The 20,203-nt window shown below is 33.4% G+C and carries 17 protein-coding genes and 1 tRNA gene; 14 read left to right on the top strand and 4 right to left on the bottom strand.

The features are described from left to right. Positions 1-9 precede the first annotated feature (9 nt). Entirely contained in the window at positions 10-543 is a 534-nt protein-coding gene (locus tag V7S76_RS07005) for an FKBP-type peptidyl-prolyl cis-trans isomerase (RefSeq protein WP_459509346.1), read from the top strand. Positions 544-718: 175 nt separating this feature from the next. Here V7S76_RS07005 and V7S76_RS07010 read toward each other — a convergent pair whose 3' ends face one another. Both V7S76_RS07010 and V7S76_RS07015 read right to left on the bottom strand, forming a co-directional pair. Continuing rightward, a complete protein-coding gene (locus tag V7S76_RS07010) occupies positions 719-1,171 on the bottom strand; it encodes a deoxycytidylate deaminase (RefSeq protein WP_459509347.1) in 453 nt (150 codons plus the stop codon). Positions 1,172-1,208: 37 nt separating this feature from the next. Beyond that, positions 1,209-1,282: transfer RNA gene (locus tag V7S76_RS07015), tRNA-Met, on the bottom strand. Between the two features lie 161 nt (positions 1,283-1,443). Here V7S76_RS07015 and V7S76_RS07020 point away from each other — a divergent pair. From V7S76_RS07020 to menD, 6 genes are all read left to right on the top strand, one after another. After that, positions 1,444-1,833, top strand: coding sequence for an START-like domain-containing protein (locus V7S76_RS07020; RefSeq protein WP_459509348.1), 390 nt, complete (start codon positions 1,444-1,446; stop codon positions 1,831-1,833). Next, entirely contained in the window at positions 1,823-3,268 is a 1,446-nt protein-coding gene (locus V7S76_RS07025; RefSeq protein WP_459509435.1) for an LptF/LptG family permease, read from the top strand. The genes V7S76_RS07020 and V7S76_RS07025 overlap by 11 nt, the downstream gene beginning before the upstream one ends. A 285-nt stretch (positions 3,269-3,553) precedes the next feature. Continuing rightward, positions 3,554-3,829 carry a 30S ribosomal protein S15 gene (rpsO, locus tag V7S76_RS07030; protein ID WP_459509349.1) on the top strand — a complete coding sequence of 92 codons (276 nt, stop codon included), beginning with the start codon at positions 3,554-3,556 and terminating at the stop codon, positions 3,827-3,829. Positions 3,830-3,948: 119 nt separating this feature from the next. Further along, a complete protein-coding gene (gene pnp, locus V7S76_RS07035; RefSeq protein WP_459509350.1) occupies positions 3,949-6,093 on the top strand; it encodes a polyribonucleotide nucleotidyltransferase in 2,145 nt (714 codons plus the stop codon). A 54-nt stretch (positions 6,094-6,147) separates the two neighbouring features. Then, positions 6,148-7,011, top strand: a complete 864-nt coding sequence (locus V7S76_RS07040) for a sigma-70 family RNA polymerase sigma factor (protein WP_109323139.1) — start codon at positions 6,148-6,150, stop codon at positions 7,009-7,011. A gap of 14 nt (positions 7,012-7,025) precedes the next feature. Then, entirely contained in the window at positions 7,026-8,723 is a 1,698-nt protein-coding gene (gene menD / locus V7S76_RS07045) for a 2-succinyl-5-enolpyruvyl-6-hydroxy-3-cyclohexene-1-carboxylic-acid synthase (RefSeq protein WP_459509351.1), read from the top strand. On the opposite strand, the gene V7S76_RS07050 is transcribed toward menD, so the two are convergent. Next, positions 8,709-9,449: a tetratricopeptide repeat protein gene (locus tag V7S76_RS07050; RefSeq protein WP_459509352.1), complete on the bottom strand. Its 741-nt coding sequence runs from the start codon at positions 9,447-9,449 to the stop codon at positions 8,709-8,711. The two genes, menD and V7S76_RS07050, sit on opposite strands and share 15 nt — an antisense overlap. 99 nt (positions 9,450-9,548) lie before the next feature. Between V7S76_RS07050 and V7S76_RS07055 the strand changes: the two genes are divergently transcribed. Both V7S76_RS07055 and V7S76_RS07060 read left to right on the top strand, forming a co-directional pair. Further along, entirely contained in the window at positions 9,549-9,986 is a 438-nt protein-coding gene (locus V7S76_RS07055) for a peptidylprolyl isomerase (protein WP_459509353.1), read from the top strand. Next, positions 9,986-10,225: a hypothetical protein gene (locus V7S76_RS07060; protein ID WP_459509354.1), complete on the top strand. Its 240-nt coding sequence runs from the start codon at positions 9,986-9,988 to the stop codon at positions 10,223-10,225. Before V7S76_RS07055 ends, V7S76_RS07060 begins: the two co-directional genes overlap by 1 nt. On the opposite strand, the gene V7S76_RS07065 is transcribed toward V7S76_RS07060, so the two are convergent. Then, positions 10,222-12,021, bottom strand: a complete 1,800-nt coding sequence (locus V7S76_RS07065) for a M61 family metallopeptidase (protein ID WP_459509355.1) — start codon at positions 12,019-12,021, stop codon at positions 10,222-10,224. The two genes, V7S76_RS07060 and V7S76_RS07065, sit on opposite strands and share 4 nt — an antisense overlap. Positions 12,022-12,202: 181 nt before the next feature. Between V7S76_RS07065 and V7S76_RS07070 the strand changes: the two genes are divergently transcribed. The 5 genes from V7S76_RS07070 to V7S76_RS07090 are packed head-to-tail and all read left to right on the top strand — an operon-like array spanning position 12,203 to position 20,202. Beyond that, positions 12,203-15,229, top strand: coding sequence for a tetratricopeptide repeat protein (locus tag V7S76_RS07070; RefSeq protein ID WP_459509356.1), 3,027 nt, complete (start codon positions 12,203-12,205; stop codon positions 15,227-15,229). Positions 15,230-15,247: 18 nt separating this feature from the next. After that, complete coding sequence (locus tag V7S76_RS07075) at positions 15,248-16,948, top strand: porin family protein (RefSeq protein WP_459509357.1); 1,701 nt, start codon at positions 15,248-15,250, stop codon at positions 16,946-16,948. Between the two features lie 2 nt (positions 16,949-16,950). After that, entirely contained in the window at positions 16,951-17,988 is a 1,038-nt protein-coding gene (locus tag V7S76_RS07080) for an HU domain-containing protein (RefSeq protein WP_459509358.1), read from the top strand. Further along, positions 17,985-18,890, top strand: a complete 906-nt coding sequence (locus V7S76_RS07085) for an energy transducer TonB (RefSeq protein ID WP_459509360.1) — start codon at positions 17,985-17,987, stop codon at positions 18,888-18,890. Before V7S76_RS07080 ends, V7S76_RS07085 begins: the two co-directional genes overlap by 4 nt. A gap of 19 nt (positions 18,891-18,909) precedes the next feature. Then, positions 18,910-20,202 carry a bifunctional folylpolyglutamate synthase/dihydrofolate synthase gene (locus V7S76_RS07090; protein ID WP_459509361.1) on the top strand — a complete coding sequence of 431 codons (1,293 nt, stop codon included), beginning with the start codon at positions 18,910-18,912 and terminating at the stop codon, positions 20,200-20,202. Position 20,203 lies beyond the last annotated feature (1 nt).

Here is a 20,203-nt window from a genome sequence, read left to right on the forward strand (position 1 = left end):
CGTAGGTTTGTGGCAAAAAAGATAATCAACATGCAAATTGCACCCAATTCGGTAGTTTATATTAGCTACCAACTTTCTTTCCCAGATGAAAATGGACAACCTGAAGTGGTTGAAATTGTTGGCGAAGAAGAACCGATGGTATTTATTCACGGATTAAGTGGTTTACCAGAAACATTCGAAAATAATTTAGCAGGACTAAAAGTTGGAGATGAATTTGATTTCAGCATTTCGGCAGAAGAGGCTTATGGCCAAATTGATCCTAACGCAATCATTGATCTCCCAAAATCGATATTTCAAGTAGAAGGACAAAATGCTGATGAAATTGTAAAAGTTGGTAATTTCATCCCAATGACAGACGACCAAGGCAATCGTATGCAAGGATTGGTCATTTCAATTAGCGAGGATACTGTAAAAATGGATTTTAATCATCCATTGGCTGAAAAAGAATTGATTTTTATTGGAAAAGTTTTAAAAATTAGAGCTGCAACTCCAGATGAATTGGACCATGGACATGTTCATGGAGATGGAGGAGTGCACCATTAAATAGGTAAAAGGTAATAGGTAATAGGTAATAGGAATTAGAGCAGAGTCGAACCCTCTATTTTATACTTACACAGTTTATGGGGTAGTGTCTAAAAAATAAATCACTTATTTTAAAACAAATACTCAAGGCTACCTATTACCTATTAACTTTTACCTATTACCTATTACCTTTTACCTAAACCTCATACTTCTCCACTTCCACTCCAAATTTCCGTAGAAAATCGACACCCTCATCCGAGGGTAGTCCTTTGTATGCTGCATAAGAATTCAAATAGATCACCTTCTTGATTTTCATGCTGTAAATGATACGAGCACATGAAATACAAGGAGAAAGCGTAACATAAATGGTTGAATTTTCTAAGGAAACCCCATTTTTTGATGCATAAAGTATGGCATTTTGTTCCGCATGTAAGGCCAAAGAACAAGAACCTTTGGAATCTCTAGGACAACCGTCTGAACCAAAATCCTCATCGCAATTGTGGGTACCTGCTGGTGGACCATTGTAACCAATGGAAATAATGCGTGTATCTTTTGTTAGGACAGCACCGACTTGTGCTTTGGTACAATGAGATCTAAGAGCTAGATTCTCAGCCAATTCCATGTAAATTTTATCAAATGAAGGTTTCATAATTGAGCAAAAAAAATCCCTGCTTGCAGGGATTAAGTAGCGGGGAGCAGAATCGAACTGCCGACCTTTGGGTTATGAATCCAACGCTCTAACCATCTGAGCTACCCCGCCGAATTGGTTTGCAAAAGTAACATAAAGCGAGTAGAGGTGCAAATTTTATTCATAAATCTTATTAATTTTAAACCGTATTTGCTATTTGATGAAGAAATAATACCTTTGTTTAAAGGTACAATAAGGAAGACTTCTGTAATCAAATTTTAAATTTAAGACATATGCTAGATACACATTTTGAATTTGAATTTGAGATAAAATCCTCACCTAAAGTACTTTACCCTTACTTAAATACAGCATCAGGCCTACAACAATGGTTTGCAGATAAAGTAACAGTACAAAATTCACAAAACTTTAGTTTTTTTTGGGAACAAGAGAATCATCCTGCTGTATTAATTGCAAGTAAATCAAATAAGTTTGTCAAATTTCAATTTCAAAATGCCAATCAATCCGAAAACTCAACCATCGAATTGATTTTGGAAGTCAGCGAATTGAGCAATACAACCTATTTAAAAGTCATAGACAAAGCATCCAATTTTAAAACGGAAGAAGATGCAACTGAGCTATGGGATTATTTAACAGACAAATTGAAGGAAATTGTTGGGAGTTAATATTCGTAAAATCGACAAATTAGTTTTAAATGCATTCTGGGGGCCATTTTTCCTGACCCTTGTTGTCGTTATATTCATTTTTCTACTCCGTTTGGTACTCTTTTATTTTGCAGATTTATTTGGCAAAGATTTAGGATTTGGTATCTATGTCGAGTTATTTTTTTACTTTTCTCTGATTACCATTCCCTTAGCAATGCCACTGTCTGTATTGCTCTCATCCTTAATGACTTTTGGAAAATTAGGGGAAAACTTTGAATTAACAGCCTTAAAAAGTGCCGGGATATCCATCTATCGAATTCTTAGACCTATATTTATTACTGCTTTCGTTCTGAGTATTTTCATGTTTTGGTTTACGAATGTGGCATTACCTTGGGCAAATCTAAAGGGTTGGAGCTTGATGTATGACATCAAAACCACTAAAACAACCTTGAACATCAAAGAAGGTATTTTTTATACGGATTTACCTGGATATACCATTAAAGTGGTCAAAAAATATCCAGATAACAAAACGTTGAAATCCTTGATCATTTATGACCACACACACAATGATGGAAATAGGCACGTCACCCTTGCCGACTCCGCTTTGATGTACACCATTTTAGATAAAAAATACCTCATTTTTGAGTTATTCAACGGAAAGGATTATTTGGAGGATGCGGATAAAGGTATTAGCAATGATCAAACAGACCTAGCAGTTCATAGCTTCAAAAAGAGTAAAATTGTGATGTCATTGGATGCGTTTGATTTACATAAATCACAAGAGAATCAATTCGCGCATCACCAAATTATGCGAAATAGCAATCAACTGTACGATGATGCCGATTCGATAAAAACGGTTATAAACAACATCAAAGAAGGTTTTATATCGGGCTCCAATGTTTATTTCATCTATTACAATAAACCGATAAAACCTTCTTTACAAAAATTAAAAAATTCAAATTGGGTTGAAAAAAGGATCCATACAGGTTTAGGAAGACCACTTGATAGACCACCATATGAATTAGCCCAACAACAGTCCAATAACATCATCACTTTTAGTGAGACCAATTTCATCAATCTAGAAAGCAAAATTGGAGATTTACGTAGAACGGAATTGGAATGGCATCATAAATTAACCACTTCATTGGCTATTTTAGTTATGTTTCTCATCGGTGCACCCTTAGGTGCTATTATCAAAAAAGGAGGATTTGGAATACCCGTTGTCGTAGCAGTTTCATTCTTTATAATTATGTATATTTTAACCCAACAAGGGGATAAAATGGCAAAAGAAGGTAAGGTTGTCGTTCAAATTGGCGCTTGGATTTCCAATATAATTTTGACGATAATTGGTTCCTATTTTATGAAAATTGCTTTACAAGATTCTCGATTATTTGAAGCTGATTTTTATAAAGTGGTTTTGGACAAATGGAAAGCAAGGTTTTCAAAAGAGAAATGAAGCAAGAGAGAAGATAGAAAACGGGAAAAGAGAAAATAAGAAAACAGTTTTCAAATTGATCCCGTAGGGAAGTAAAATTTGTAGCCTGTACTTTAGTCCGTGAGAAAGAAAAGAGCCCTTGATTCGCAATAACAAGTTTTAGTGAAGTTGCAAAATTAAGATGGTCAAGAGAAATAGTCAGATAAATATTATCCTATTTAATTAGGGATTTCAAATTTGCAATTTCCACTCAAAATGTGTATTTTTGCCAATTAATTTTTTATAAACATTTAAAACTGGTAAAAGATGTATTTGTCACCTGAGAAAAAACAAGAAATTTTTGAATCAAAGGGAAAAGCAAAGTCAAAAATCGATACTGGTTCTGCTGAGTCGCAAATTGCGTTATTCACATTCAGAATCAATCATTTGACTGATCACCTTAAGAAAAACAAGAAAGATCACAGCACTCGTTTGGGTCTTTTGAAATTAGTAGGTAAGCGTCGTCGTTTACTAGATTATTTAACTCGCACAGATATTTTACGTTATCGTGCAATTATTGCCGAATTAGGTATTCGTAAATAATTTCAAACAGGGTTTCATTCCAATGAAGCCCTGTTTTATTTACCTTTTTACCTGTTTGAACTCTTCAAACAAGCTTTTAAGCCGAGTAAGGTTACTCGGAAAATTATTCAGAAAACGATATGTCATTTAACATTATTCAAAAACATATTTCAATGCCTGATGGCAAGGAAATCCAAATTGAAACTGGCAAATTAGCCAAGCAAGCGGATGGAGCTGTTGTTGTAAGATCGGGAAATATGATGTTGCTTGCTACAGTGGTAGCCAACAAAGAGGCCAAAGAGGGAGTTGACTTCCTTCCATTATCAGTTGATTATCAAGAAAAATTTGCGTCAAATGGACGTATACCAGGTAGTTTCTTAAAAAGGGAAGCACGCCTTTCTGATTATGAAATATTAATATCTCGTTTGGTGGATCGCGCATTGCGTCCTACTTTCCCAGATGATTACCATGCTGATGTTCAAGTATTAATCAACTTGATTTCAGCGGATTCAGAGGTTTTACCTGATGCATTCGTTGGTTTAGCAGCTGCGGCAGCTTTAGCCGTTTCAGATATTCCATTCAATGGTCCTATTTCTGAAGTTCGTGTTGCTAAAATCAATGGTGAATACAAAGTAAATCCAAGTGTTAGCGAATTAGCTGGCGCCTCTCTAGAATTAATCGTTGCTGCCAATGAAAATGATATTCTAATGGTAGAAGGTGAAGGAGACGAAGTTTCTGAATCTGAAATGTTAGAAGCATTAAAGATCGCACATGATGCGATTAAAACTCAATGTGCTGCTTTAAATGAATTAACCATTGCTGTTGGTAAAACGGAAAAACGTGTTTACAGTCATGAAACGCATAATGAAGAATTACGTGCAGAACTTTGGAAAAACTATTACGAAAAATATTTAGCGGTTGCCAAATTGGCTAATCCTAAAAAAGAAGATCGTAAAGCAGGTTTCAAAGCGATTGTGGAAGAATTTATTGCGTCTTTACCTGAAGATCATACAGTTAATCTTTCTTTAGCAAAGGTTTACCTACATGATATCGAAAAAGAAGCTGCTCGTCAATTAGTATTGCAAGAGCGTTATCGTTTGGATGGTCGTAAATTAAATGAAATCCGTCAAATTACTTGTGAAGTTGATTATTTACCTACTCCACATGGTTCTTCCGTATTTACTCGTGGCGAAACTCAATCGTTGACCACGGTAACTTTAGGAACCAAGATGGATGAGCAAATTATTGATCAACCAATGACACAAGGATATAACAAGTTTATGTTACACTATAACTTCCCAGGTTTTTCTACAGGAGAAGTTAAACCTAATCGTGGCGTAGGACGTCGTGAAGTTGGACATGGTAACTTAGCTATGCGTGCCATCAAAAAAGTTCTTCCAAAAATGGAAGATTTCCCTTACACTTTACGTGTGGTTTCTGATATTTTAGAATCCAACGGCTCTTCATCCATGGCAACTGTATGTGCAGGAACTTTGGCATTAATGGACGCTGGTGTTAAAATCAAAGCACCTGTTTCAGGTATTGCAATGGGTTTAATTTCAGATGCTAAAACAGGAAAGTATGCCGTATTATCGGATATTTTAGGTGATGAAGATCATTTAGGTGACATGGACTTTAAAGTTACTGGGACTGAAAATGGAATCACAGCATGTCAAATGGACATCAAAGTTCAAGGTTTATCCTATGAAGTATTATCCGAAGCATTAACCCAAGCAAAAGAAGGTCGTTTACATATCTTAAATGAAATGAAAAAGGCCATGCCAGGTGTTAGAGAAGATTTCAAACCTCAAACTCCAAGAGCTACGGTTATTAAAATCAATAAAGACCAAATTGGATCGGTCATCGGGCCAGGCGGTAAAATTGTTCAAGATATCCAGAAACAATCAGGTGCAACTGTTACCATTGAAGAAAAAGATGATGCTGGTTATGTAAGTATTTTCTCATCCAATGGAGAAGCAATGGATAAAGCCATTAAAATGGTGAAAGGCATTGTAACAATTCCGGAAGTAGGTGAAATCTACGAAGGAAAAGTGAAAAACATTCAAGCTTTCGGCGCATTCGTAGAATTCCTACCAGGCAAAGATGGTTTATTGCACATTTCTGAAATTTCATGGGATCGCATCGATACCATGGATGGTGTTTTTCAAGAGGGTGATAAAGTGAAAGTGAAATTAGTAGAAGTAGATAAAAAAACGGGTAAATTCCGTTTGTCAGCGAAAGTGCTTCTACCAAAGCCAGAGCGTTCTGAGAAATCAGAAAACTAGAAAATAGTTTATGGGCTATTGGAACAAATAGCCCATTAATTTTGTAACAAGATTATGAGACAGCTAAAAATTAGTAAACAAATTACCAACAGGGAGAGTCAATCCCTAGATAAATACCTTCAAGAAATTGGTAAAGTAGATTTGCTTACACCAGACGAAGAGGTAATTCTTGCTCAAAAAATTCGTGATGGCGATCAATTGTCTTTGGAGCGTTTAACGAAAGCCAATTTACGTTTCGTCGTTTCTGTTGCTAAACAATATCAAAACCAAGGTCTAAGCCTAGGCGATTTAATTAACGAAGGAAATCTAGGATTAATTAAAGCTGCTCAACGTTTTGATGAAACACGTGGATTTAAATTCATTTCTTATGCGGTATGGTGGATTCGTCAATCTATTTTGCAAGCATTAGCTGAACAATCACGTATCGTTCGTCTTCCTTTGAATAGAGTTGGATCTTTGAATAAAATTTCCAAAACGTTTTCCGAATTAGAACAAAAGTTTGAACGCGAACCTTCACCAGAAGAATTAGCCGAAGTATTAGAAATATCCACTGGAGAGGTTGTCGATACCTTGAAAATATCAGGTCGTCACGTTTCAATGGATGCACCATTTGTTCAAGGAGAAGAAAATTCTTTGTTGGATGTTTTGGAAAATGATTCAGAAGACAAGCCTGACTCAGGTTTGATCAATGATTCACTTCGTCGTGAAGTTCAAAGAGCCTTATCAACACTTACTCAACGTGAAGCAGATGTTGTAACGCTTTATTTTGGATTAAATGGCGAACACGCTATGACATTGGAGGAAATTGGAGAAAAATTTAATTTAACACGTGAACGTGTACGTCAAATAAAAGAAAAAGCTATTCGACGCTTACGTCACACCTCAAGAAGTAAAGCATTAAAAACTTATCTTGGATAATTTTAAAGCCTCTCTTGAGGCTTTTTTTTGATATGGCCTTTCCAAATGGACTTGTAGATTTAGTTGAAATTCTAGCTTTGCATGGGGTAGAAGATGCCGTTATTTGCCCTGGTTCAAGAAACGCACCCATCATGCTTGCCTTGGCAAGGAATCCCACCATAAAGTGCTATTCTATTTCAGATGAAAGATCTGCTGCGTTTTTTGCCTTGGGATTATCCCTTAAATCGCATAAACCTACAATTGTATGTTGTACCTCAGGATCCGCTGGACTCAATTTTGCTCCAGGAATTGTAGAGGCTTTTTTTCAAGAAATCCCCATCATTGTTCTAACTGCTGACCGACCTAAAGAGTGGATTGGTCAATGGGATGGACAAACCATTTATCAAGAAAATCTTTTTGGAAAACATGTAAAAGGGTTTTGGGATTTTAATACCCAGAATAAACAATCAGAGGAAGATATTTTGAGTCAAATTTCAGCCTGCTTTATCCACTCAATGGCAGAACCTAAAGGCCCAGTACATATCAATATACCCATTTCAGAGCCATTTTACCCTGAATTGAAGGAAGATTTACCAATCACACAAATTTCAAGTGTCAAAAAATTTAATGTCGAATCGAAGGTATTAAATAAGGAAGAAAAGAATTTTATTCAACAACATATTACTCAATCGAAAAATATCCTTGTGACAGTTGGACAAAATGAAAAAAACGAAGAATTTTCTTCCCTCATTAAAGAACTTATCCATTTAGGAATACCTGTTATTGGTGATTCTACTGCTAATTTACCTAATGAATGTTTGCTTTATCATGACCTAATTTTAGTCAATGAAGAATTATGGCCATCATTAAAGCCTGATTTACATATTCATTTCGGCAAGTCCTTTGTCTCTAAAAGAATTAAACAATTTTTACGCAGTCAAAAACCTCAACAATCTTGGTTAATTCATCCAAATCCTATTGAAAAACCTGATCCATTTCAATGTTTAACTAGGATTTTTAATGTACCTGCAACCCAATTTTTAAAAGAATTGATATCGCTTCATTCGAATAAATCGGATGAATTTTACCAAAAATGGTTAATCGAGAAATACCACATTATTAAAAAACAAAAAGAATTTAACCAATCAAAAAATTGGACAGAGATTTACATTTTCAATTATTTGACTAAAATATTAAATGAAAATCCTGCCGATTTACATGTAGCTAATTCATTAGCCGTCAGGTATTTAAATTGGACTGAAGAGCAAATAGATCAGTTGGAAATATTTTCAAACCGAGGTACAAGTGGTATTGATGGCTGTTTAAGTACAATGGTAGGAGCAAGCCAAAGAAATGATCATTTAAGCATTTCCATCATTGGAGATGTAGCATTTCATTATGACAAAAATGCACTTTGGAATAATTATATTTCAACTAATGTAAGAATCATTGTTTTCAATAATCAAGGAGGAGGAATTTTCCGAAACTTAGCTGGAGCTAAACATTTACCTGAATTAGAAGAATTCATGGAAACCAAACAAATGTTCACAGCGGAAAATACAGCGAAAGATGCTCAAATAAATTATTTTGGAGTAAGCAATTGGGAGGATTTAAATCAAAAATTACCCACATTTTTATCGCAATCAACGAAAGCAGGCATCTTAGAAATCTTTACTTCATCACTTGAAAATGCGGAAGAATTAAAAATCTACATGGATTTAATTCGAGCTTGATTGCTCTTCAATTTTCGCTAAGTTTTTTAAATACAATTCATTTTCAGGCGACATTTTTAACGCTTTTGTAACCCATAAATGAGCTAACTTCCATTGCTTTTTTTGTATCGACAAATAACCTAAGTTATTATAAATCAAATCTTTATACTTATTTTTGGTCAGAGCTTTTTGGAAGGTTGCTTCTGCTAAATCCAACTCATTCATTTCTTGTAGCACAACACCTTTATTGATCAAAGCTTCTACTAAATTGGAATCTATTTTCAAGGCAATTTCATAAGAAGCCAAAGAATTAGTCAACTCCTTTTTTTGAAAAAGTACATCGCCTTTTAAACGATGATTTGCAGCAGAATCTGGAAACGCCTGAACCAATTTATTAGCTTCTTCAGTCGCTAAATCGAATTGCTCCAAAGACTGTAATATTTCGACTTTTTTAAATAGGGCAGGTGAGAATTTAGAATCTAAATCGAAGGCAAGTGAAAAATCCTTGAGTGCTTCCTCATTTTTTTCCAAAGCTTGAAAACATAGCCCTCGATTATAATAAGCATCTGAAAAGCCCTTTTGTTTATTGATTGCCTCTCCAAACCATTTAATGGCTTCGAAATATTCTTTTTCCTTCAACTTTTGATTTCCGCGCAAGAAAAAGTCGCTTGCTTCTTTTTTATCCTTATCTGTTGAACAAGCAGTTAAAAGAACAAAACTCCATATAATTAGTAAAATGTACTTCATACTTTGAAATTAAGGCAATTTTTTCAGAAAAGGAGAGAAGTGAATAAGAATAATTTGAAATTTCATTCGCATCTTTGTAAACAAATTTAAAATAATAATATGGCATACGCAGAAATGTTAACGGATAAAGGTTTAATGAAAATTGAATTTTACACCGAAGACGCACCCATTCACGTTAAAAATTTCATTGATTTAGCAGAAAAAGGATTTTATGACGGTGTAACTTTTCACCGTGTCATCCCTAATTTCGTTGTACAAGGTGGTGATCCAACTGGAACAGGAGCCGGTGGACCGGGTTATACAATTCCATGTGAATTAACAGGGAATAACCAATACCATGATAGAGGTGTTTTATCAATGGCACACAGAGGACCTAACACAGGTGGCTCTCAGTTCTTTATTTGTCATTCTCGTGCAAATACCTCTCATTTAGATCGTAAACATACCTGCTTTGGTAAAGTAATTGAAGGATTGGATGTCATTGATTTAATTCGCGAAGGTGATGTGATCCAAAGTGTAACCATCATTCAAGACTAATGCACTTCATCAAAGAAATTCCACACGAATCTATTCGTATTTCTCTATTTGAGTGGAATTCTAAATATATATTAAAGTTTGAGACACCACATTTAGAACAGAGTTATAAATTTTCGGTTTTAGATTTTGGTTCTCAGAAAGAAATAGAGGAGCTTGCAATAAGCTCCTCTTTTAATGATTTTGTGACAAAAACCTTTACCGACATGTATGCTGAAATGGCTAAAGCCACTTCATACTAAATTCCTAACCAAACTTTACGAAAGGCTTTTTGTTGATCACTTACATTATTGGAAGGATTCAAGACAAAATTTCGAATGGGACTTTGAGCAATTGTAATCATGAAATTTCGCTCAATTCCGTCTCTTTTCACAGTAAATAATACCGCGTCATTTGGTTTTTTATTTGCCAGAAGTTTATCAACCCCTTCGAAATCAGCATTATTCACCTTCAAAATTTCATCACCCACATTTAAACCATATTGATAAGCTGGTCCACCTTTAAATAATTGGGTAATTCGATTATTTGAAACATTGAAACCCAAAAATGGAGTTATTTTTCCTGCATTTGCGTTCGTCCAAGTGTAACCAACTTGATTAAATAAATCCTCGTAATTGGGAGTAGTTAATCCATAAATATAAGTATCAAATATCGTTTTGGCAGATTTTCCAGCTATTTTGGTAAATGCATCTTCCAATTCAGCATCGGTAAAACCTTGTTGTAATTTTTTATAATAAGTAACATATAAATATTTGAAAACATCATCCAATGATTTTTTTCCTTCCGATTGCTGAATGATCCATAGGTTAAGAACGCTACCTAAAACAGAACCTTTGTCATAATAAGAAATGGTAGAGTTTTTAGAATTTTCATTCGGACGATAATATTTTATCCAAGCATCCCAACTTGCTTCAGCAGCAGATTCAACTTGGTTTCCTGGTTGATTTTCGACAGCCGAAATTTCTTCGCCTAAACCTGTTAAATATTCAGAAGAATTAATGAAACCAGCACGCTGACTAATCATATCGGCATAGTAACTTGTAATGCCTTCTGATAACCATAAATTATGGGTATAATTTTCATTTTCATAATCGAATGGACCTAAAGCCTTTGGACGAATTCTCTTTACGTTCCAAAGATGAAAATATTCGTGAGCCAAAAGGTTTAAAATTCCTTTATACCCTTTATCTGTCTCATAATTACCTCTGCTAACTTGACATGTCGTAGAATACAAATGCTCTAAGCCACCACCACCACGGAATAAATTATGAATAATGAATAAATAATGATCACAAGGGTGTTCACCAACTACATTTTGGGCTGTTTCACACATTTTTTTTACATCCGCAATAAATTTTACCGAATCAATTTTAGCAGGCCCATAAAATGCAATTTCGTGTGGAACATTACCAACTTTAAATGCAAATATTTTATGATTTCCAATTTCAATGGGAGAATCGATTAATTCATCTAAATTTTTTGCCTGAAAAGTGAACCTATTAATTTCCTTAAGTGCGGTGGAAACCTTTTTAAAGTCCTTAAATGGCAAGATTTCGACATCCTGAGATTCATTTTTTAATTCATTCACATACATTAAAACACTCGCAGGATTTATATAGCCATGTGAATCGTCTAAAAATGATGTTCTAACAGATAATTCATTGGCGTACACTCGATAGGATAAATCAATCGGAGAAGCACTGTTTTCCTTATTGAAAGATACTCGCCAAGTATTTTTGTTGATTTTTTGGACATTTAATTTTCTCTGATTTGAATTTGCTGAAACAGTTTCAACATTTTTTGCAAATTCTCGAATCAAATAAGAACCTGGGGTCCAAGCAGCCATCTTAAAATCAACATAAGATTTAGCGATCATCTCTTTTGTCAAATTCACTCGGGTTGTCACCTCAAAATAATGAGTATGAGGTTCTGGCATTGCAATTTTATGGCTAATTCGACTTGCAGAAAAAAGAGAGAAGCTTAGAAAAAGGAAAGAAAACAAACAGGTGGATTTCAAATAGAATAATTTATTGTTCATTGATTGTCAGTGTATTGAATGAATATAGGTATAAAAAACAAATATAGAGGATTAGAAACTTTAAAACCAATTTTAAGGCTTTTGAGTACATTTATGAGTAATTAAATAAGCCCTCACATACAATTATTCGCGAAAAAAATCGTATTATTGTAGTAATTGTGAATGCTGTAATCATTAAATAATGAGAAAACATACTTCTTTAGCAGGCTTATTTTTAGCACTGATATTTTTACTAATCAATTTTTCCATATTTGCTCAACAAACGTTCAGTTATAAAGATCATACTTTGCACTTCAGGCAAGCGAAAGAGTATTTTGATTCAAAAAACTATGTTGCTGCGAAAGAAGAATTTTCTGCCTATCTGGCAAGTTTAGAACCGTTGACGATTAGAGAACAAAATGGTCAAAAGGTTTTAGCTGAATATTACATTACCATGTGTTCATTGTATATGAGTCAGCCAGAAGCTGAAATATTAGCTGAACGCTTTATCGCGGAAAATCCTGAACATCCTCAAGCAGTCAAATTATTAAGAGGAATAGGTACATTTTTTTATGATAATGGTGATTATTTGAAGGCCATTAAATATCTAAGTAAATCATCTGAGACAAATTTAGAAGCAAAATATAAATTGGCTGTAGCCTATTATGAAATGAAGGATTTCAGAAATGCTTTACGTTATTTTAATGAAATCAAAATTGAACCTGAAGAAGAATACGCGTTTGCGGCATCTTATTATGCTGGAATTTTAAATTTCAAAGAAAAAAGGTACGCGGATGCGGTCAAAGATTTTAGTAAAGCAGAGGGTAGTAGTAAATATCGAATGGATATTCCGAATTGGATCGCCATGTGTTTTTACCATCAAGGAAGATTCAATGAATTATTGAGTTATGCTGAGCCACTTTTAAAGCAAAAAAATTCTCAATATAAATTGGATGAACTTTCATTATTAGTTGCTGAGGTACAATTCAAATTAGGATATTACGAGAAATCAGCGGTTAGTTATCAAATTAATAGTAACCTGAACCCTCAATCGGTAACCAACCAAGTACATTATCGATACGGTTTTTCTTTGTACAAAATTAATAAATTCAATGAAGCAGCTGATGAATTGAAATTTGTTGTGGACACAAAGGATAGTTTATCGCAATATGCAGCATTTACTTTAGGACTTGCCCAATTAAAAGCTGGGAATTTAGAGGCCACCTTATTGGCATTTGAAAAAGCAAAATCATTGAATTTCAACAAGGAAATCCAGGAAGAGGCAGCATTTAACCACGCCAAAGTCCTTTTAGATTTAGGAAAAGCAAGCGAGACTATTTATGAAATTCAAGAATTCAATAAAAATTATCCAACTAGCAAATTTACCGAAGAGGCGAATGAAATCGTGGCTGATGCCTTTATCAGTTCAAATAATTTAAATGCTGCGATGGATTATTTAAAATCCTTACCCAATCGCTCCAGTAAATTAAATGCGGCCTATCAAACATTGAGCTATAATTTGGCGGTAAAAGCTTATAATTCAAATAAATTCACGGAAGCTATTGAATATTTCAATACATCGATCAGTAATTCAGAAATTGAAGAATTAAAATTTCAATCCAATTTTGGGAAAGCAGAGGCACTTTCTCAACTGAAAAAATACCAAGAAGCTATTCAAGTTTATAGTCCACTTTTGATCAATAATCCTCCGGTTGCTAAAGCAGGTGAATTTATTCAAAAAGTTAGAATTGGATTAGCCTATGCCTATTTTAACACCAAAGACTTTAACAAGGCAAATACACTTTTCAAATCATATGTTGATAAAGAGTTATCATCACCTAATGGTAAAAGTAATTCCAATGTTTTGTTACGTTTAGCTGATACCTATTTGGTTTCTAAAAATTACGAAGAGGCTTTAACTTATTATACCAAAGCTTTTGATCAAATAAAAACGGAAAAAGATTATGCCTTGTATCAAAAAGGAGTAACATTAACCTATCTAAATAAGGAAGCAGAAGCTAAACAAACTTTCAAACAAGTTCGTTTAGATTTTCCAAATTCCAAATATGTGGATGATGCTGTTTATCAAGAAAACGTAATCTCGTTTGATAACAATAAGTACAAAGATGCCATCATGGGTTTTACCGATTTGATTGATAATAAATCAACTAGCCCATACTTTACTCAAGCATTATTGAAAAGAGCCCAAGCATACGCTAATACAAGTCAACACGAACTATCCATAACAGACTACAAGAAAATTATCAATGAATTCCCAACCGATAAAACAGCAAAAGATGCATTGATTGGTCTTCAAGAAGAATTAAATGAAGTGGGCAGACCTGAAGAATTTGGACAATTATTAACTACTTTTCAAAAAAATAGTCCAAATGAAGCAGAAAATATTGATTTAGAATTCAGAGCTGCTAAAGGTATTTATTTAGGAGAAAAATACGACAAAGCTATTGCTCCATTAAAATCCTTTATAGAAAAATATCCAAACAATGAGAATATAGTAGAAGCCACATATTTAATTTCTGACGCAGCATATCGTGTAAATAATAAAGAGGATGCCCTTACTTATTATAAAAAAATGATTGAGCAAAATGCTCATCCACAAATCAATAGAGCGATACAAAGATCCGCAGAAATTGAATTGAGTAATAAAAACTATAACTCAGCGATTGAATTATTCAAAAAATTCAAAACCAAAAATTTAGAATTGAAAGAACTACAAATAGCTAACAATGGATTAATAACAGCATTCCTTGAAAGTAATTCCGTTGATTCGGCATCTATTGTGGTAGATGAAATTATTGGTATGCAAAATATCACTGATGTAGAAAAAGCAAGTAATGCATTAAAAATAGCTGATGTTTATTCTTCAAAAGGGGATATTGAAAAGGAAAAAGCTTGGTTGAACAAAACCATTGCTTTAGACAAAAATGATCTTGGAGCTGCATGCCAATTGCGATTAGCACACCAATTATTCAAAGAAGGTAAATTCAAAGAGTCCAGTGATATGATTTTGGATAAATTTAGAAATCAATTTTCTGAAGCATCCGATTCAATTTTAGGTAAAGCCTATATTTTATTGGCAGACAACTTTGTAGAGTTGAAAAATTTACCCCAGGCTAAAGCTACTTTAAAATCAATCATTGACAATTCAAGTGATACGGAAGTGGTTGAATTAGCCAAAACAAAATTAAACGCGTTACCAATTAAATAACAGCTTAATTAAGAAAAAATGAGATTCAGCGGTTTAGCAAAAAAGTTTTATTTATTAACAAGCATTAGTATGTGTGCGTTTTCTTTCCAAGGAATTGCTCAACAAACTAAGAAGGAAGGTTCTATTCAAAATGAAGATATCATCATTGACAAGGAACGTAAAATTGAATTACAACCACAAGTAAGCAGGTCGTTTGATCCTTTAAATGAGATAGAAAATCAAAAGAAGGGCAGAAAAATGAAGTATGATTTTTTAGAAAGAAGATGGGAGGGATTAAGTTTACCGACTTTAACGAATACTATCTTAGGGCCTAGAGATGGAGATGAATTAATTTCAGCATATGGTTCTAAATTTCAAAATGTCATTAAAGCAGGTGTGGGTAATTATGGCCATACTCTATTAAATGCTCATTTTGGTTTTACACCTTCCGAAAATCAATTTAGAGGTATTTACGTGAGTCATGATGCCAACAGAAAAGGTCCGAATTTATCAACCAATTCCGCTCGCAATGACAATGAAATTAAAGTTTACAGCAAAACTTTTACCGAAAACTATTTATTAAACGGTTCAATAAATTACAAAAGAACTTCTGCCTCTTTTTATGGAAGAAAAGATTTCGTTAATGTACCCAATGACGATTATCTAAATATCAATTATGACAAATTTAATTACATTGGAAGTATTAGCAACTCTAAGAAAGATGCCAAAATTGATTACAAAGCTACTTCTGGCCTTACGTTTGTGACAAGTAACAAATTGGATAAAGAATGGGTTTGGGATAGTAAAATTCAAGCGGTTATGAAATTGAATGATAATTTATTCGCCTATTTTAATGGGGATATGTTATTATCAGAATATACCAGTTTAGAGAACAATAGAAGACAATTGTACCGTGTAAAACCTAGCTTTTTATATAAAAACAATCGTGTATCTGTTCACGCGGGAATCAATGTTGTGAATGAAAAGGATCGTATCGAAGGAGATAATCAAACAAGTTTATTCCCTGTGGTGAAAGTCGATTTTAAACCGACAGAATTTCTACATGTTTTTGCAGGTTTAGGAGGGGATACCTATTTCAATACCTATGATGCCACTATCAAGCAAAATCCTTGGTTGAATAGAAATATTAAATTGAAAAACACACAACAAACTGCTAATATCTTTGGAGGATTGAAAGGCAGTAATGAAAGAAATATTGATTTTGAGGTGAAAGTGGATTATTCTGAGTTTAGTAATTTGAATTTCTTTGTTAACTCAGCTTCTGATTCTTCAAAATTTGAATTGACATACGTTGGGGGGCAAAAGAAATTACAACTTTTAAATTTATCAGGTCAATTGAACTACCAAATAAATGAACGATTTTTATCAGTTTTGAAATTTGATTATAATTCCTATTCCAATTTAACCGAGATTGAAAAACCTTATGGTAGACCATTATTTAATATTTCATTTACTAATTCCATCACTTTTAAGGATAAGATAATTATTTCTCCTGATGTTTATTATATGAATGGATTATATGGTTGGAATCCAAAAGAAAAAAAATCCGTTCAACTTGATGATATCCTTGATATCAATTTGAAAGTAAATTATTTAATCACCAAAAAAATCAATGCCTTTGTAAGTACCAATAATTTGTTGGGCAAAAACTACCAACGATATTTAAATTATCAATCTTTAGGTTTAAATTATACAGTAGGTTTAGCATATTCGTTCTAAAAATGAAAAATTATCAATCGATTATAACTCTTATTGAAAATTTAATTAATGAACATGATTGTATCATTATACCCAATTTTGGAGGATTTGTTGTCAAAATTGAAGATTTTAAATTAAATCAAAATGATTGGGTGATCAGTCCTAGGAAAAGATGGATTGCCTTCAATAAACAATTAAAATCAGATGATGGATTGTTGGCCACTCAATGGGCCAACATGAATCAGATAAGCCATAAAGAAGGATTTCAAGAAATAAATCAATTCAGTAAATTCATCACTGCTGAATTAATAAAAAATGAGCAATTAGCCTTCGGAAATATTGGAGAATTTCAATTAAGCGCTGAGTCCAAAATTACTTTCATACCTAATTCAGAAAAAAATTATGACTTGAGTATGTTTGGATTAACTTCGGTAAATATCGTTCCAATCACTTCTACTAAGAATAAACCTGAATTAATAGAACCAAAAATTGACACTACCTATCATGAAGAGATAAGTCAAGTGGAATTAGAATCAGAAATATCTCATTCAAAATCCATCTTACCTAAACATATTATTTATACAATTCTTGCTTTCATTTTCGCCGGATTTAGTGCCTATTTTCTCACTGAACCTAACTCAAGGTATGTCAATAGTTCTTTTAGTCCATTTACAATTAAAATAGCTAAAAAAAATATTGAGACGCCAATTAAGAAAAAAGTCGCAAATCAAACGATAAATTCAGGATTAGAGGAAAACGAAATTCGTCCTGCCATAGATTCGAATAAAATAACGCAAGTACCAGCTAATAACATCTCATTGGATAAAATTGAGCTAATTGCTGCTAGTTTTTTAACGATGGAAAAAGCAGAAACTGCTTTAGCAGAATTCCAATCAAAAGGATTTACCGATGCTAAAATTTTAACAAAAGGCGAAAATGAAAAATTTTACCGTGTCAGTGTGGGGATTGAATCAACTTTTGAATCTGGATACAAAACAGCGGCAAGGCTAAAAAAAGAAAATAAATTAGATATTTGGGTATATAAACCAACGGCATTATGAATCAAATCCTTTCACAACAAGAAGAGGAAAAAAGAAATCGAATAAAGGCATTAATCTATACGATTTTGATTAATGGCTTATTGTTTTTTATTTTTTTGACGGTTAATATTTGGTCTGGTGAAGAAATTAAAATGGAATTACCTGCTGGAGGTTTTGAAATCAATTACGGCAATTCAGATATTGGAGGGGGAGATATTCAAACTAAAAATCAGGTGAACGAACTTCAAAATGATGATGAGTCAAAACCTGCTGAAACAATTGCTAGTACAGTAAAAGAAATTAAAAAAGAGAAAATAGAAGAAGCTACGTTGATAACTTCAAAGGTAAAGAGTCCTGTAAAATTGGAAGCGAAACCCATTGAAAAGAAAATTGAAACGGCTAAAGTGGTAAAAAAAGAAATAGTTCCAGTTGAAGTTGCTCCAAAAATAGATGAAAATGCCTTATTTAAGAAAAAATCATCCAGTAATGGAACTAAAGGTACTAACCCCAACTCGGGTGGAAATTCCAATGGTACAGATGTTGGTAAGATAGGAGATAAGGGTCAATTAAATGGTGATATAAATAATTCCGCGATTTATAAAGGACCCAAAGGAAATAACGGCGGGGCAAATAATGGTTTAGGTGGTGGTAATGGCCTTTCTGTGAACTTAACAGGTTGGGCGTTAGCCTCAAGACCACAAGTAAATGATGATTCAGACGAAACAGGAATTATTCGTTTTTCCATTAAAATTGATGAAAATGGTTCTATCATTTCATTGAAAATTGTTGAAACAACTCTGTCGGCAACAGTTGCTCAAAAATATAAAAGAGCCATTGAAAAACTAAGTTTTAAACCGACTTCATCTGGTGAGAGGCCTGAGGTTTCTACAGGAACAATCATGTTTAAAATAAATTCCAAGTAATTAAAAGATTTGTTGATTTATGAATTATAAAGAAGTAATCACTTTTTTATATTCCCAACTTCCTGTTTTTCATCGAGAAGGGAAAAAAGCCTACAAACCTGGCTTGGATAATATTATAGCACTCTGCAATCGATTTGATAATCCTCAAAACAATTTTAAATCATTGCACATAGCCGGAACAAATGGAAAAGGCAGTTCATCGCATTTTATGGCTTCCATTTTGCAAGAAGCAGGTTTCAAGGTTGGCTTATACACATCGCCTCATCTAAAATCGTTTACGGAGAGAATAAAAATCAACGGATTAGAAATAGACGAAGAATGGATTGTTGATTTTGTTACAAAAAATCAAACCATTATCGAAGATATAAAACCATCTTTTTTTGAATGGACAGTAATTTTGGCATTTTGTTATTTTAGCGAGCAAAAAGTCGATTGGGCTATTATTGAAACAGGATTAGGTGGACGCTTAGATTCGACGAATGTGATTTCACCCGAAGGATGTTTAATCACCAATATCAGTTGGGATCACCAGGATATTTTAGGAAATACGTTAGAAGAAATTGCCAAAGAAAAGGCTGGAATTATAAAAGAAGGGATTCCTGTGACAATCAGCGAATTACAGATTGAAACAAAAAATATTTTTATAAAGCATTCTCAAGCGCTTCAGTCTGACATTCAATTTTCAGAAGATCTAATTGAACTAAGAAAATTTGAGAACAAAAAACAAAATTTACATCTAACGTATCATTCAAGTTTTTTGGGAGAAATAAATTTAACTAGTCCTTATGCTGGTAAATATCAAATTAAAAATATTCAAGGAATATTAGCGTGGTGCCAACAATTGATTCAACACCAAATTATAAATATTTCATTGGACCAAATCATTCATGGCATAAATAATGCCCGAAAGAATACCCATTTAAAAGGTCGTTGGGAAATTTTACATGAATCTCCAAGAATGATTGCTGATACAGCACATAACGAAAGTGGGATAAGTGAATTAATGAATCAAATATTCATAGAAGATTTTGATCAATTATACATCATTTTAGGAATGGTGGCAGATAAAGATATTGATAAAGTATTATCGAAACTACCTCAAAATGCCATTTACCTATTTGCCCAAGCAGATAATCCTAGGTCTCTTAAAGCTGAAGAACTTCAAAAAATAGCTAGAAAAGCCCATTTAATAGGAGAGGTGTGTACTGAAATTAATCAGGCCATTGCACATGTAAAAAAATTGGCCAAAGAAAATGATTTCATTTTAATAACCGGAAGTACTTATTTAGTTGCCGAGATAGATCTGATTTAAA

Source organism: Aquirufa sp. ROCK2-A2 (assembly GCF_054558485.1).